Genomic DNA, 15,843 nt, shown 5'->3' with positions numbered 1-15,843 from the left:
CTTTTAACGTCCAACGCTTTGCGTTGGACGATATTTACAGGAAGCGGGAATACAGCCATGAAAAAAAATCCCACATAGTCAACCTTCCTTACCCAGGCTGCAAAAAACAGTTGAAAAACTCCCTTTGCCAGGTCGCTCATCACATCAGACCGAACGCTCAACCGCTTTCGGCAACCGCCCCCTCAATGACCCGATACACCGCACTGTTCTGCGGCCAGGCGCCACTGGGCCAACGTGTCTAATAGGACGCAAGATCCAAAGCAAAGCAAGAGCGGGGTAAGTAGGCCTCTATGGAGCTGAACCACCGCTAGCGCGAGCAAGCTCGCTCCCACATGGTTTTGCGGATGCTCACAATGTTTGCAGACGATACAAAAAACTGTGGGAGCGAGCTTGCTCGCAATAGCCGATAGCGGCAGTCCATTTCAAACCCGAGTCCGCCCCTTTCTCGGCCTAAAGGTGTACGCGGTCCGTGGCGAGGGAGCTTGCTCCCGCTCGGCCCTGTAGGAGCTGGCGAAGCCTGCGATCTTTTGATTTTTCGCTTGAGACTCAAGTGCCTGGGGAAAGATCGCAGCCTCGCTTCGCTCGACAACTCCTACAGGCGCAGCCCAGCGGGAGCAAGCTCCCTCGCCACGGTGCCCGGTTACAAGACAGATGGCGCGCTATCGACGCCCTTCGGCATCCGCTGATCGATCACCCGATACAACGCACTGCCCTGCGGCCAATTGCGCATGAACCGCGCCCGATCCCGGGCGTAGGCCGGGGCGAAGCTGGCCTGGCTACGGTGCTGGCACATGGAGTCGAGGGCGATGAGCGCCCAGCGATCGTCTTGCCAGAACAGGTTATGCCCTTTGAAATCACCGTGACTGATGCGCTCGCGAATAAGGTCGGCGAACAAACGATCCAGCGCCAGCAGCTCAGTCTCGGGGGCTTCGCCGCTCTCCACGTAAGGGGCGAAGCGCTCGATGATATCTGGGCCAGGCAGGTGCTCAGTGACCAGATAGGCACCACGACGCAGCCACAGGAAACGCTTTTCCAGCAGCGCCAGCGGCTTGGGCGTGGCAATGCCGAGGAAGGCCAGGCGATGGCCTTCGCGCCCGGCATGCCAGGCACGGCTCGGACGCCAGAAGCGCTTGAGCCAATGGGCGAACCCCTTGATGTTGTAGCGCTTGATGATCAGTGTGCGGCCGTTCGCAACCACTTTTCCGCCACTCGCCGCGCCGCCGGTCTTGTACAGGTGGCCTTGGTCGAGCAAGGCAGCGGCCTGCTCGAGCACGGGCGTCATCGCGGCCTCTTCTTCGCGGCGGATCGCCCGCAGCCCGAACGGCCCGCGCTGCACACTGAAAAGGCTGCACTCGCGCCCGACTTTTTCAAGAAAGTCCTTCAGTCGCCAGGCGTGGACCTTGTCGATCTGCTTTTGCAGCGCTTCCATGGGCAGCGCGTGTTCAGCGTTGCCCAGCAGGTAGTGCACCAGCAGTTCTTCGGTGAACGGCTCGATGGATTTGGGAAGCTGGGCAAAGAATACGCCCAGGTTTTCCAAGACTTTTTGCCGCGGCAATGGCTGGCCGGGGGTTTCGACGCGACTGCCAGCGCCATCGATAAGATAAAGCTTGCCGCCGTGGCGCAACAAATTGTCCAGGTGCAGGTCTTCCTGCCACAGGCCTTTGCTGTGCAGCCGCGCAATCGCGTCCAAGGCCTCGGCCAGCACCGCCGTTTGCTCATCCGCCAGTATCGGCAGATGTTCGACCTGCTTCCAGGCGTCACCAAGACTCTCGGCATCTTCCAGAAGCTCGAACAGCAACCAGCCACCTTCGCCTTCCTTCAAGCCATCGGCCAGTAGCAACGGCGTCGTCAGCCCCTGCTCCGCCAGCAGGCGAACGCCTTGAAGCTCACGCTGGAAATGTCGGGGTGCCTTGCTGCCCACCAGCAACTTGGCCAACACCGGGCGGCCTCGCCATATGCCGGCGCCCACGTAGCGCTGTCCTGGCAAAACCCGCAGCAGCGTCAACAACTGCAACTGCGCCGGGCCGGCGGCGTCCGCCAGCTCCAGGCTCAGGGGCAGGCCAGGATTGCGACCGGCATTTTTCAGTTCGGACAAAAGCATCAACGAGCCTCCTTGTCGCTACGTCGGGCGGCCAGCCGGGTCATCCAGCTGTCGACGAGAGCGCTGTCGAGCGGCTGCTCCAGATAAACAGACAGCAATTGACGCACATCGTCGCTCTTCCAGGCGCCTGCCCGTCGCAACAGCGGCTCGAGGTCCTTGACCCGGTCACGTTGGCCGAACAACAGCGGCCGGGTTTTCTCCAGGTCAATCAGCTGTGCCTGGTAGTGACCGTCGGTGGCTTGCAGGAAAATATGCTTGGGATAGAAGCAGCCATGCATTTGATGGGCATTGTGCAGGCGACGCGCCAAGTGACCACAGGCTTGAAGGATGCCTGTACGTTGTCCGGCACTCAGCGTCGACCAGCGCTGCAGCAGTGAATCAAGGTCATCCCAGCCGTCCAGCGCACGCGTCAGCAGGACCGCCCGTGCCTCGCCGTTCACTTTGCGCTGGCCGTAGAACACCGCTTGCAGCGCGGGAATGTGCAACTGCCGATAACGGCTGATATTGCGAAACTCCCGGGACAAGCTCGGTTCGCCAACCGGGTGGGACCAGGTCCGGGTCAGGTAATTGCTCTGGCGCTTGAGGTAATAACCCTGCCCTTCCAGCTCCAGCCGGAACACGCTGCTCCAGCCATCGCCCGAGGTGTTGGGTTCGTCCACCGCTTCCAGTTGCCGCGCCCACAACGCCTCGAAGCTGTCCAGGCCATGACGTTGCAACAACGCCCGATCTTCAGCGGCCAAAAAATCAGTCATTCACGCCCCTCGAAAAATCTCACCACGTGGCGGATGCGCTTCTTGTCGCACGCATCGAGCCGGTCGCGCTGGCGATATTGCAGGTAAAAACGCAGGCGCTGCGTGGCCGACAAATGGTATTTGGCCACTTTATCCAGGCACGCCAAGTCCTTGGTGATACGGTACTTGAGCCAGAAACCGCGCCAGAAATCGCCGTTCGGGCAGTCGATCAGAAACAGCTGCGAACGGTCGTCGATGAGCAGGTTGCGCCACTTGAGATCGTTATGGGTGAAGCGGTGGTCGTGCATCGTTCGCGTATAACCGGCCAGTTGCCGGCTGACGTTATCGACCCAGGCACGGTCCGCCAGCCTCGGATCGTGGCGCTCGGCGAGGGCCGAGAGGTCTTCGGTATGCGGCAATTCGCGGGTGATCAGCGCGCCACGGGCATAGGTCGCGCCGTTTCGCTCCAAGCCCCAGCCCACGACTTCAGCGGTGGGGATGCCCCATTTGGCGAAGCGCTTGAGGTTCTGCCATTCGGACTTGACCCGTGGCTTGCCCAGGTAGCGCCGCAAGCCTTTGCCGGCCCCGACGTAGCGCTTGACGTAATAATTCACGCCGTTGCGCTGTACCCGGATCACCTCGGACAACGGGTCGCGGGTCAAGCGCTCCCCTTGCAACGCGAACACCGCTTCGAGGCTGCCAAAATCCTCTGCCAACTCGGCATATGCCGGTTCCAGATTCCAACCCGACATCAGAGCGCGTCCCCGTACCGCTGCTTGCGGGCATAGAGCTTGTTGGCCTTGCCTTCGAGCCAGGCCAGCAGCGAAGCCTCTTCAGCGAGGATTCGACGCAGCGGCTGTTGGAAATAGCCTTTGAGAAAACGCAGTTTGTCACGGCGGGTCAGGCCGATGTCCAGCGCCGAAAAATACAGCGCCGCCAGGTCCTTGTTGCGCCAGCGAGTGGTGATGGCTGGACGGGTCTGGGCGCGGTGCAGGTCGATCACCGAGAGCTTGAAATCCCCTGGTGTCACCGGTTTGTCGGTGTGCAGGAGGAAGTGGCAGATGTAGCAGTCACGATGGTTGACCCCGGCGCGGTGCATCATGCCGGTCATGCGCGCCACTTCGGCGATCAGCGCACGCTTGAGCGTCGGCTGCGGCGGTTGCTTGACCCAGTCGATGCTGAAGTCTTCGAGGCTGACGGTCGGTGCCAGCTCTTCGGTGACGATGAACGAGTGCTGGTCCGCCGGGTTGCTGCCCTTCTCGCCGTAGGCGACCGCCGTCATGGTCGGCACACCCGCTTCCTGCAAGCGCTGGATCGCCTTCCACTCCTGCCCTGCGCCGAGTACCGGCAGCTTGGCGGTGAACAGGTTCTTGAAGATCTCGCCCCAACCGATTCCGCGGTGGATCTTCACGAAAAAACCGCGACCGTCCACCTCCGTGCGCAAGGTGCGCCGGGCCTCCAGTTCGCGATAGACCTCGCCCTTGAGCGCTTCGACTTCGGCGAACGCATCGCGCCCGGCCCAAAGGCTCTTGAACGGTTCGGCCAGCATCAACTTCATTGCGCGTGCTCCGCCAATATCACATCCGCCGCGTGCTGCGGCATGCTGTAGAGGTCGGCCGTCTCGGCGAAGGCCAGACCGTTGCGGCTCCAGGCCGCCCGTGCCTGGGCGTCGTTCAACATGCGCCCCAGGTAGTCGGTGAGCTGGGCTTGTTCGAACGGCTCATCCAGCACCAGGCCACCGTCGGCCTCGGCGATGTAATGGGCGTACCCACACACCGCACTGACAAGCACCGGCAACCCCGCCACCAGTGCTTCGAGCAATACGGTGCCGGTGTTCTCGTTGTACGCCGGGTGGATCAACAGGTCGGCGCCCAGCAGGAAACGCGGGATATCGCTGCGGCCCTTGAGGAATCGCACGTTGTCGCCCAGACCCAGCGCGGCGCTTTGCAGTTGGAATACTTTGGGGTCGTCCTGGCCAATTACAAACAGCCGGGTGCGTTTTCTCAGCTCGGCTGGCAACGCGGCCAGGGCCTTGAGGCTGCGATCCACGCCCTTGGTCTTGAACCCGGAGCCGATCTGCACCAGCAGCAGGTCGTCGTCGGCCAGCTCGAATTCGGCCCGGAACGCGGCGCGAATCTCGTCGGCGTGGGCGGGCCGGCGACGGTCCTGGGCGATGCCCGGCGGCAGCAGGTGAAAACGTTCCAGCGGCGTGCCGTAGTGCTTGATGAACACCGGCTGCTGGACTTCGGAGATCATCAGGACTTCGGTCTTGGCATCCTTGGCGAACACGGCCCGCTCATACTCGGCGAAATGCCGGTAGCGGCCCCAGCGCCGGTACAGCGAATTGCGCAGGTTCTGCGCCTTGTCTTCGAAGCAGCCGTCGGCGGCGTAGTACACGTCCAGGCCGGGCATTTTGTTGAAGCCGATCAACCGGTCTACCGGGCGCTTGGCCAGGTCGGCCTCCATCCACGCAGTGAGCTTCTCGTTGCGACGATGATTGAACAGCGCCTTGACCGGCGCCACCAGCACCTCGAAGCCTGGCGGCACGTCACCCTCCCAGATCAGCGTGTAGACGCGGATCTGGTGGCCGCGTCGCTGGCACTCCAGGGCGATGCGCATGAAGTCACGCTGCAGGCCACCGAAGGGGAAATACTTGTAAAGGACAAAAGCCAATTGCATCAGCGCGGCTCCTCAGCCAATAACGTGCTCAGGTGGCTGGCAACACGCTCGGGGTTCAGACGCGTGAAGCACAGGGGCTGCTCGCGTTTCAGGTCAAACCGCCGGGCATCCTCGGCGGTTGGCGGATAAGTGCAGTGTTTCTGCATGCACGGCGCGCAAGGGAAATCACTGGCGAGGTGAATCTGGCCCCTGCCATAGGCGCCGGTCAGCACCGGATTGGTCGGGCCGAGCAAGGAAATGGTCGGCACGTCCAGGGCCGCGGCCAGATGGCCGAGGCCCGTGTCCACGGCCACGCAAGCCTGGGCCCCGGCAAGCACCTTGCCCATGCCGCCGAGGTTCAGCTTCGGCAGTACCAGGGCGTTGCGCAGCCCGTTGGCGATGCGTTCGGCCCGGGCCTTCTCGGCAGGGTTGCCCCACGGCAGTTTGACGACCACGCCGAACTGGGCCATGCGCTCGGTGAGCTGGCGCCAGTAAAGCTCGGGCCAATGCTTGGATTCCCAGGTCGTGCCATGCAGGAACACCACATAAGGGTAAGGACGCGGCAATTCCACCAATCGGTCGATGTCGAGGCCATAGCTGCCTTGGGTTTTCGGTAAGTCATAGCCCAGCGCCAAGGCGAACAATTGACGCACCCGCTCGACCGCATGTTGACCACGGGCCACGGCCAGGCGACGCGAATAGAAGCGCGCCGCGAGGGGCTCACGCGCAGAATCCTTATCCAGGCCAGCCACCGGCGCCTTGACGTAGCGGGTCAGCCAGGCACTTTTCAACAGGCCTTGGGCATCGATCACCAGGTCGTACTTTTCGGCGCGCACGTTCTGCTTGAAGCGTCGCCATTCGCCACTCTTGATGGTTTGCCAAAGGTTCTTGCGCCAGCGACGGATCGCCACGGGAATGACCTTGCCCACGGCCGGGTGCCAGGTGGGGATTTCGGCAAAGCCTTCTTCCACCACCCAGTCGAACTTGATGCCGGGAATCGCCCGCGCCGCGTCGGTCAGCGCCGGCAACGTGTGGACCACATCCCCCAGCGAAGAGGTCTTGATCAGCAATACCCGCAAGTTACCGGACCTCCACGGGGGTGCCCTGCAAACGCTCCAGGGCCTCGTTCACCGACGGCGGCATGAGCTGACGCAGGCAGTTGTAATGACCAAAACGGCAGGTGCGGTCGAAACACGGGCTGCACTCGATGCCCAGGCGCACGACCTCGACCTGGTCGGCCAACGGCGGCGTGAAGCCTGGCGAGGTGGAACCGTAGACCGCCACCAATGGACGATTCAGGGCCGCGGCCACATGCATCAGGCCCGAGTCGTTGGAGACCACCGAGTCGGCGCAGGACAGCAGGTCGATGGCCTCGGCCAGGGAGGTGTCGCCACTGAGGTTCACCGACTCTTCCCGAAGACCCGGGATCAGCCGCGAGCGGATGTCCTCGCCTACCGGGTGATCTTTTTTCGAACCGAACAGCCAGACTTGCCAGCCTTCGCGAATTTTCGCCTCGGCCACCTGGGCGTAGTGCTCCGCCGGCCAGCGCTTGGATTCGCCGAACTCTGCACCTGGACACAGGGCGAGCACTGGACGATCCAGGCTCAGGCCGAACTTGGCCAGCGCCGCGTCACGGGTCACCGGGTCGATCCGCAGGCTCGGCCGCGGATACGGCTTGGGCAACTCGGAGCCAGGTTCGTAGGCCAGGGCCATGAAGCGCTCGATCATCAACGGATAACGTTCTTTGTCCAGCTTGCGCACGTCGTTGAGCAGGCCGTAGCGAAACTCGCCACGCCAGCCGGTGCGCTTGGGGATGCCGGCGAAGAACGGCACCAGCGCCGACTTCAACGAGTTGGGCAACAGGATCGCCTGGTCGTACTGACCGACCAGGGATTTGCCGATGCGCCGACGGGTCGCCAGCTCCAGCGCGCCGTGGCCGAGCGGGAAGCTCAAGGCCTTGCGCACTTCGGGCATACGTTCCAGGATCGGCCGGCTCCATTCAGGGGCCAGGACGTCGATTTCGCACTGCGGATGACGCTGTTTCAAACACTGGAACAGTGTCTGCGCCATCACCATGTCACCGACCCAACTGGGCCCAACGATCAAAATATTCATGTGCTTTCCAAAAACGATACGGGGAGGCCTACGCCTCCCCGCCTCGAGAATCACTGTGGCTTAGGTCGTTGCCTGTTGCCCTAATCTACAACACACCGCCAATCAACTGTGGGAGCGAGCTTGCTCGCGAAGAGGCCAGCCCATCCAACATCATTGTCGCCTGACACTCCGCCTTCGCGAGCAAGCTCGCTCCCACAGGGGGCCTGCATACGTTTCCAGCACCGTGCAGCACCGCCAATCAACTGTGGGAGCGAGCTTGCTCGCGATGAGGCCAGCCCATCCAACATCAATGTCGCCTGACACTCCGCCTTCGCGAGCAAGCTCGCCCCCACATTTAAAGCTTCAGCTCAGTCCCAGCTCCCGCCAGATCCGCACTACCTGCCGGCGCTCATCCACGAACTGGTCGCCTGCGATCACCCCGGCATCTTTCTGCAAGGCTTGGCGGTGAGCGGCGGAGCGGTAGGCTTTGTAGGCCTCGCGCAACAGCGTCGCGTCTTCGGCCGGCATCAACCCGACTTCCTGCAACCCGTCCAGGATGCGGATGTTATCGGTGTAGCGCACCAGCGATGGATGCTCTTCGGACCACGCCAGGGCCGCGTATTGCACCATAAATTCAATATCGACGATACCTCCGGCATCCTGCTTGAGGTCGAAGGGTGCCGCGGCCTCGAAGGCATTCGGCGCGGTCCCGGCGGCGGTGGTCTTGCTGCCAAGGTTGTCACGCATCTTGGCGCGCATCTCACTGACTTCCTGGCGCAGCGTCGGCAAGTCACGCTTGCGTCCCAACACCTGGACGCGGACCTTTTCGAACGCCTGGCCCACGTCCTGGCTGCCCACCAGCACACGGGCTCGCACCAGCGCCTGATGCTCCCAGGTCCAGGCTTCGTTCTCCTGGTAGCGGGCAAACGCCCCGAGGGAACTGACCAGCAACCCCGACGCCCCGGACGGTCGCAGGCGCATATCCACTTCATACAACTGCCCGGAGTTGGTCTGGGCGGTCAGCAGGTGAATGATCCGCTGGCCAAGCCGGGTGAAGAATTGCGCGCCGTCGATGGGTTTCGGGCCATCGGTTTCCGCCTGCGGGTCGCCATCGTGGATGAACACCAGGTCCAGGTCAGAACCATGCCCCAATTCCAGGCCGCCGACTTTCCCATAACCGACAATAATGAAGCCCGGATCACACAGGCTGCCGTCGGTGCGCAACGGCACGCCGTGCTTGGCGGCCGTCTGGCGCCAGGCCAGGGCCAGCACTTGTTCGAGAATCGCCTCGGCCAGCCAGGTCAGGTAATCGCTGACCTTCATCAACGGCAGGCTGCCGGCGATTTCCGACGCCGCCACCCGCAGACGGTGCGCCAGCTTGAAATGCCGCAACGCCTCCATTTGCTGCTCCAGATCATCCTCGGGAATGCGCGTCAGGCGCTCACGCAACTCCGCCGCCAATTCCGGCGCCAGGGGCGGCTTGAACAGCCGGCCCTCGTTGAGCAATTCATCGAGCAGCAGCGGGAAACGGGTGATTTGCTCGGCAATCCACGGGCTCGCTGCGCACAGCGTCAGCAAGCGCCGCAGGGCCCCGGGGTTTTCTGTCAACAACACAAGATAGGCCGAACGGCGGGCCACAGCTTCTACCAAGGGCAGCACCCGCTCCAACACCAGGTCCGGATCGGCATGCTCCACAGCCTGGGCCAGCAGGCGTGGAATGAATGCATCCAGGCGCTCGCGCCCCAAGCGCTGCATGGCACGCAATTGCGGGCTGCCACGCAGGACGGCCAGGGCCTTGAGGGCTTTGGGCGCATCGACGAAACCGCCCTCTTCCAACTGACGGCACGCCACTTCTTCATTCTGGCTGTCTTCCCACAACGGCAACCATTCGCCGCCGACCACCACTTCGCTTTCACCGCCCTCTTCTTCATCCGGGTCGGCGATGACCTGGCCGAAATGCCAGGCCACGCGCCCGCGCCAGTACATCAGTCGCTCATGAAAGGCCGACCAGTCGGCAAAACCCAGCATGGACGCAATGCGCGCCTGATCCTGCGGGCTGTCTGGCAGCATCTGGGTCTGGCGATCGGCAATGGCCTGGATCGCATGCTCGGTATAACGCAGGAATTCGTAGCCCTGGCGCAGCTCATCGATCACCTTGGCCGGCAGGTAACCCTGGCCCTCCAGGGTGTTCAACACCTTGAGCAGCGGCCGCTGCTGCAAGCTCAAGTCGCGTCCACCGTGGATCAGCTGGAACGCCTGGGCAATGAACTCGACCTCGCGAATGCCGCCCGAGCCCAGCTTGATGTTGTCGGCCATGCCTTTGCGCCGCACCTCCTGCTGGATCAGTTGCTTCATGGTGCGCAGCGCTTCGATGGCGGAGAAATCCAGGTAACGGCGATAGACGAACGGACGCAGCATGTCGAGCAGTTGCGCGCCGGCCACCTGGTCGCCGGCCACCACCCGCGCCTTGATCATGGCGTAGCGTTCCCAGTCGCGGCCCTGGTCCTGGTAATACTGCTCCAGGGCATTGAAGCTCAGCACCAGCGCACCGGCCGAGCCATAGGGGCGCAGGCGCATGTCGACGCGGAACACGAAACCGTCGACGGTCATCGGGTCGAGGGCCTTGATCAGGCGCTGGCCGACGCGGATGAAAAATTCCTGGTTATCCAGCGGCCGCTTGACGCCCACGGTTTCACCGCCCTCGGGGTACGCGAAGATCAGGTCGATGTCCGACGACAGGTTCAGCTCCACCGCCCCCAGCTTGCCCATGCCGAGAATGACCATCTGCTGCGGCTCGCCGCTGCGTCGTCCGGTGGGCGTGCCGAACTGCTGGATGAGGCGCTGGTACAACCATCGGTAAGCCTGGTCGATGCAGGTGTCGGCCATGTCCGAGAGGTCGCGACAGGTCTGGACCAGATCGGCCTGGCGGGTCAGGTCGCGCCAGATGATCCGTACCTGCTGGCGGGTACGTTGGCGACGCAGGACGCGGCCCAGTTCGTCTTCGGTTTCGGCGGCCTGGACGGCCGCGCCGATCTGCGTACACATTTCGCCGGGTGCCAGGCTACGGTCCAGTTCACCGCTGCGCACCAGCTCCAGGAGCATCACCGGGTCACGGACACTCTGCTCGATGACAAAGTCGCTGGCGGCGGCAATGCGGCTGAACGCCTCCCAGCGTTGCGGGGTCCAGGCCGACAGCCCATGATCGTCGTCGAGGCAGGCGACCGCCGCACGGAACGACTGCTCGGCACGACTGACCAATGACTGGAGAATCGCAGGTACTTCGACAAGCGAGGGCAGGCTCATGGTCTATCCTTGATCGGCGCGGGAAAGGCTGGATGTAGTGTTTTTTCAAAAGACACTACCTGATCGACTGTCGAACAAAGATGATAAATAGCTGAAAATCTGATTTTATTGGCAGCCGGCATCAAGTTTTTACCTGTTCGAGTTGGCTAAAGACCAACAGTAACGATTATTCTCACAACGAAACGAGGGGCCACGAGCCGCTCAGGTGTAGTTTTACTACTCGTCTATACATTCGAAAGGCTGAAACGGCCGACGATTTGTAGTAAAACTACACGCCGCCGAAACAACCTTCGGCAATCCAAGAATTTATATCGTCTGCCCACAAGGCCAGTCGCAAACTCAGGCAACCGATTCTGGTAGCCTTTCCGCCCTGGAGCAAGCCATGCAAGACCTCGATCCCGTCGAAACCCAGGAATGGCTGGACGCCCTGGAATCGGTTCTCGACAAAGAAGGCGAAGACCGTGCTCATTATCTGATGACCCGTATGCGCGAACTCGCGACCCGCAGCGGTTCGCAACTGCCCTACGCCATCACCACGCCGTACCGCAACACGATCCCCGTTACCCACGAAGCACGCATGCCTGGCGACCTGTTCATGGAACGCCGCATTCGCTCGCTGGTACGCTGGAACGCGTTGGCCATGGTCATGCGTACCAACCTGAAAGATTCTGACCTGGGCGGTCACATCTCCAGCTTCGCCTCCAGCGCGACGCTGTATGACATCGGCTTCAACTACTTCTTCCAGGCCCCGACCGACGAACACGGCGGCGACCTGATCTACTTCCAGGGTCACGCATCGCCAGGCGTCTACGCCCGTGCGTTCATGGAAGGCCGCATTACCGAAGACCAGATGAACAACTTCCGCCAGGAAGTGGACGGCAACGGCCTGTCCTCGTACCCGCACCCTTGGCTGATGCCGGACTTCTGGCAGTTCCCGACCGTTTCCATGGGCCTGGGCCCGATCCAGGCGATCTACCAGGCACGCTTCATGAAGTACCTGGAAGCCCGTGGCTTCATCCAGCCAGGCAAGCAGAAGGTCTGGTGCTTCATGGGCGACGGCGAGTGCGACGAGCCGGAATCCCTGGGCGCGATCTCCCTGGCCGGCCGCGAGAAGCTGGACAACCTGATCTTTGTCATCAACTGCAACCTGCAGCGCCTCGACGGCCCGGTTCGCGGCAACGCCAAGATCATCCAGGAACTCGAAGGCGTGTTCCGTGGCGCCCAGTGGAACGTCAACAAAGTCATCTGGGGCCGCTTCTGGGACCCACTGCTGGCCAAGGACGTCGACGGCATCCTGCAACGTCGCATGGACGAAGTCATCGACGGCGAATACCAGAACTACAAGGCCAAGGACGGCGCGTTCGTCCGCGAGCACTTCTTCAACTCGCCTGAACTCAAGGCCATGGTCGCCGACCTGTCCGACGACGAGATCTGGAAGCTCAACCGTGGCGGCCACGACCCGTACAAGGTCTACGCGGCGTACCACCAGGCGGTCAACCACAAAGAACAGCCGACCGTCATCCTGGCCAAGACCATCAAGGGTTATGGCACCGGTGCCGGCGAAGCGAAGAACACCGCGCACAACACCAAGAAAGTCGATGTCGACAGCCTGAAGTTGTTCCGCGACCGCTTCGACATTCCGGTCAAGGACAGCGAGCTGGAAAACCTGCCGTTCTTCAAGCCTGAAGAAGGCAGCGCCGAAGCCCGTTACCTGGCCGAGCGCCGTGCCGCACTGGGCGGTTTCGTGCCACAGCGTCGCGCCAAGAGCTTCAGCATCCCGACCCCGCCACTGGAAACCCTCAAGGCGATCCTGGACGGCTCGGGCGACCGTGAAATCTCCACCACCATGGCCTTCGTGCGGATCCTCGCGCAATTGGTCAAGGACAAGGAAATCGGCCAGCGCATCGTCCCGATCATCCCGGACGAAGCCCGTACCTTCGGTATGGAAGGCATGTTCCGCCAGCTGGGCATCTACTCGTCCGTCGGCCAGCTCTACGAGCCAGTCGATAAAGACCAGGTGATGTTCTACCGCGAAGACAAGAAGGGCCAGATCCTCGAGGAAGGCATCAACGAAGCGGGCGCCATGAGCTCCTTCATTGCCGCCGGTACTTCGTACTCCAGCCACAACCAGCCGATGCTGCCGTTCTACATCTTCTACTCGATGTTCGGCTTCCAGCGTATCGGTGACCTGGCCTGGGCCGCTGGCGATAGCCGTACCCGTGGCTTCCTGATCGGCGGCACCGCCGGCCGTACCACCCTCAACGGTGAAGGCCTGCAGCACGAAGACGGCCACAGCCACATGCTGGCCGGGACCATCCCGAACTGCCGCACCTATGATCCGACCTACGGCTACGAGCTGGCGGTGATCATCCAGGACGGCATGAAGAAGATGACCGAAGAGCAACAGGACGTCTTCTACTACATCACCGTGATGAACGAGTCCTACCAGCAGCCAGCCATGCCGGCCGGCGTGGAAGCAGGCATCGTCAAGGGCATGTACCTGCTCGAGGAAGACACCCGCGAAGCGGCGCATCACGTCCAGCTGATGGGCTCCGGCACCATCCTGCGTGAAGTGCGTGAAGCGGCGAAGATCCTGCGTGAAGAGTTCAACGTCGGTGCCGACGTCTGGAGCGTCACCAGCTTCAACGAACTGCGTCGCGACGGCCTGGCCGTAGAACGCAGCAACCGCCTGCACCCTGGCCAGAAGCCAAAGCTGAGCTACGTCGAAGAGTGCCTGAACGGTCGCAAAGGTCCGGTCATCGCCTCTACCGACTACATGAAGCTGTTCGCCGAGCAGATCCGCCAGTGGGTGCCTTCCAAGGAATTCAAAGTGCTGGGCACCGACGGTTTCGGCCGTAGCGACAGCCGCAAGAAGCTGCGTCACTTCTTCGAAGTCGACCGTAAGTTCGTTGTGTTGGCAGCCCTGGAAGCCCTGGCTGACCGTGGCGATATCGAACCTAAAGTGGTGGCCGAAGCCATCGCCAAGTTCGGCATCGATCCGGAAAAACGCAACCCACTGGACTGCTGAGGAGAATTTTCGTGAGCGAACTCATTCGCGTACCTGACATCGGCAGCGGTGAAGGTGAAGTAATTGAACTGTTTGTGAAGGTCGGCGACCGTATCGAAGCCGACCAGAGCATCCTGACGCTTGAATCGGACAAGGCCAGCATGGAAGTGCCTGCGCCGAAGGCCGGTGTCATCAAGAGCCTGAAAGTGAAGCTGGGCGACCGCTTGAAGGAAGGCGACGAACTGCTGGAGCTGGAAGTCGAGGGCGCCCCTGCGGCGCCTGAAGCGGCCGCCCCTGCGGCTGCCCCGGCAGCGGCTGAACCGCCTGCCGCCGCGCCGGCTGCCGAAGCGGCTCCCGCGCCCGCTGCGGCGCCTGCCGCTGCCAGCGTCCAGGACATTCATGTCCCGGACATCGGTTCGTCGGGCAAGGCCAAGATCATCGAAGTGTTGGTCAAGGCTGGCGACACCGTCGAAGCCGACCAGTCGCTGATCACCCTGGAATCCGACAAGGCCAGCATGGAAATCCCATCGCCGGCCGCCGGCGTGGTGGAAAGCGTCGAGGTCAAGCTGGACGACGAAGTCGGCACCGGTGACCTGATCCTGAAGCTGAAAGTAGCCGGCGCCTCGGCACCTGCCGCGCCTGCCCCGGCCGCTGCGCCAGCCGCCAAGGCTGAGGCCGCTCCAGCACCAGCCGCCGCGCCTGTGGCCAAGGCTGAAGCAGCCCCTGCTCCGGTCGCCACTGCGCCTAGCGGTGCCAAGGTGCATGCTGGCCCTGCAGTGCGTCAGCTGGCCCGTGAATTCGGTGTCGAGCTGTCCGCCGTAGGCCCGAGCGGCCCTCACGGTCGCGTGCTCAAGGAAGACGTGCAAGCCTACGTCAAGGCCATGATGCAAAAGGCCAAGAACGCACCGGCCGAAGGCGCCACCGGCGGCGCGGGCATCCCGCCGATTCCGGCGGTGGACTTCAGCCGCTTCGGCGAAACCGAAGAAGTGGCCATGACTCGCCTGATGCAGATCGGCGCGTCGAGCCTGCACCGCAGTTGGCTGAACATCCCCCACGTGACGCAGTTCGACCAGGCCGACATCACCGAGCTGGAAGCTTTCCGCGTCGCGCAGAAAGCCGTGGCGGAAAAGGCCGGCGTGAAGCTGACCGTGCTGCCACTGCTGCTCAAGGCTTGCGCGCACCTGCTCAAGGAACTGCCGGACTTCAACAGCTCCCTGGCCCCAAGCGGCAAGGCTGTGATCCGCAAGAAATACGTGCACATCGGCTTTGCCGTCGACACCCCGGAAGGCCTGCTGGTACCGGTCATCCGCAACGTCGACCAGAAGAGCCTGCTGCAACTGGCTGGCGAAGCCGCTGCCCTCGCCGAAAAAGCCCGGAACAAGAAGCTCACCGCTGACGACATGCAGGGCGCCTGCTTCACCATCTCCAGCCTCGGCCACATTGGCGGCACCGGCTTCACGCCGAGCGTCAACGCGCCGGAAGTGGCGATCCTGGGTGTTTCCAAGGCCACCATCCAGCCAGTCTGGGAGGGTAAAGCCTTCCAGCCGAAGCTGATGCTGCCACTGTCGCTGTCCTACGATCACCGTGTGATCAACGGCGCCGCCGCCGCACGCTTCACCAAGCGCCTGAGCGACTTGCTGGGCGACATCCGCACCATCCTGCTGTAACACCGGGCGGCCCTCCCTTGGGAGGGCCATTCGGAGCACCGTTTCCGAGCGCCACGCTCGTACCTCAACCCCGTCCGTTTGGCGGGGCTTTTTTTTGCCTGGAAATCAAGCCAGGTACAGGGATGCTGGATGGGCCGGCCTCATCGCGAGCAAGCTCGCTCCCACAAGGGTCTTGTGGTGCCGCACTGCACCTGAAACTGATGAGCCCCTCCTGTGGGAGCGAGCTTGCTCGCGATAGCGGTATGTCAGACAGCCCGGCAATTTTCCTACCCCGCCAGTTTT

At 62.5% G+C, this 15,843-nt stretch carries 10 protein-coding genes; 2 read left to right on the top strand and 8 right to left on the bottom strand.

Going from position 1 to position 15,843, the window contains the following annotated elements; genetic code table 11:
* Positions 1-640 precede the first annotated feature (640 nt).
* From HGO40_RS09620 to glnE, 8 genes are all read right to left on the bottom strand, one after another.
* A complete protein-coding gene (locus HGO40_RS09620) occupies positions 641-2,101 on the bottom strand; it encodes a lipopolysaccharide kinase InaA family protein (protein WP_250962797.1) in 1,461 nt (486 codons plus the stop codon).
* Positions 2,101-2,853 (bottom strand): lipopolysaccharide kinase InaA family protein, encoded by a 753-nt coding sequence (locus tag HGO40_RS09615; RefSeq protein ID WP_250962796.1) that lies wholly within the window; start codon positions 2,851-2,853, stop codon positions 2,101-2,103. Before HGO40_RS09615 ends, HGO40_RS09620 begins: the two co-directional genes overlap by 1 nt.
* Positions 2,850-3,584 carry a lipopolysaccharide kinase InaA family protein gene (locus tag HGO40_RS09610; RefSeq protein ID WP_250962795.1) on the bottom strand — a complete coding sequence of 245 codons (735 nt, stop codon included), beginning with the start codon at positions 3,582-3,584 and terminating at the stop codon, positions 2,850-2,852. The genes HGO40_RS09615 and HGO40_RS09610 overlap by 4 nt, the downstream gene beginning before the upstream one ends.
* Positions 3,584-4,390 (bottom strand): lipopolysaccharide core heptose(I) kinase RfaP, encoded by an 807-nt coding sequence (gene rfaP, locus HGO40_RS09605; RefSeq protein WP_186708074.1) that lies wholly within the window; start codon positions 4,388-4,390, stop codon positions 3,584-3,586. The genes HGO40_RS09610 and rfaP overlap by 1 nt, the downstream gene beginning before the upstream one ends.
* A complete protein-coding gene (locus HGO40_RS09600; RefSeq protein WP_250962794.1) occupies positions 4,387-5,511 on the bottom strand; it encodes a glycosyltransferase family 4 protein in 1,125 nt (374 codons plus the stop codon). The genes rfaP and HGO40_RS09600 overlap by 4 nt, the downstream gene beginning before the upstream one ends.
* On the bottom strand, positions 5,511-6,569 hold the full coding sequence (gene waaC / locus HGO40_RS09595; RefSeq protein WP_250962793.1) for a lipopolysaccharide heptosyltransferase I: 1,059 nt from the start codon (positions 6,567-6,569) through the stop codon (positions 5,511-5,513). The genes HGO40_RS09600 and waaC overlap by 1 nt, the downstream gene beginning before the upstream one ends.
* Position 6,570: 1 nt before the next feature.
* Positions 6,571-7,605: a lipopolysaccharide heptosyltransferase II gene (gene waaF, locus HGO40_RS09590; protein WP_250962792.1), complete on the bottom strand. Its 1,035-nt coding sequence runs from the start codon at positions 7,603-7,605 to the stop codon at positions 6,571-6,573.
* A gap of 342 nt (positions 7,606-7,947) precedes the next feature.
* On the bottom strand, positions 7,948-10,887 hold the full coding sequence (glnE, locus tag HGO40_RS09585) for a bifunctional [glutamate--ammonia ligase]-adenylyl-L-tyrosine phosphorylase/[glutamate--ammonia-ligase] adenylyltransferase (RefSeq protein WP_250962791.1): 2,940 nt from the start codon (positions 10,885-10,887) through the stop codon (positions 7,948-7,950).
* 382 nt (positions 10,888-11,269) lie between these two features.
* Between glnE and aceE the strand changes: the two genes are divergently transcribed.
* Entirely contained in the window at positions 11,270-13,915 is a 2,646-nt protein-coding gene (aceE, locus tag HGO40_RS09580; RefSeq protein WP_250962790.1) for a pyruvate dehydrogenase (acetyl-transferring), homodimeric type, read from the top strand.
* An 11-nt stretch (positions 13,916-13,926) separates the two neighbouring features.
* Positions 13,927-15,561, top strand: a complete 1,635-nt coding sequence (aceF, locus tag HGO40_RS09575; protein ID WP_250962789.1) for a dihydrolipoyllysine-residue acetyltransferase — start codon at positions 13,927-13,929, stop codon at positions 15,559-15,561.
* The last annotated feature ends 282 nt before the right edge of the window (positions 15,562-15,843 follow it).

The organism is Pseudomonas sp. CG7, assembly GCF_023701885.1.
GTDB lineage: Bacteria > Pseudomonadota > Gammaproteobacteria > Pseudomonadales > Pseudomonadaceae > Aquipseudomonas > Aquipseudomonas zanjanensis.
Note: the sequence above shows the minus strand (reverse complement) of the source record. Positions and strands in the feature narration are given on the sequence as shown.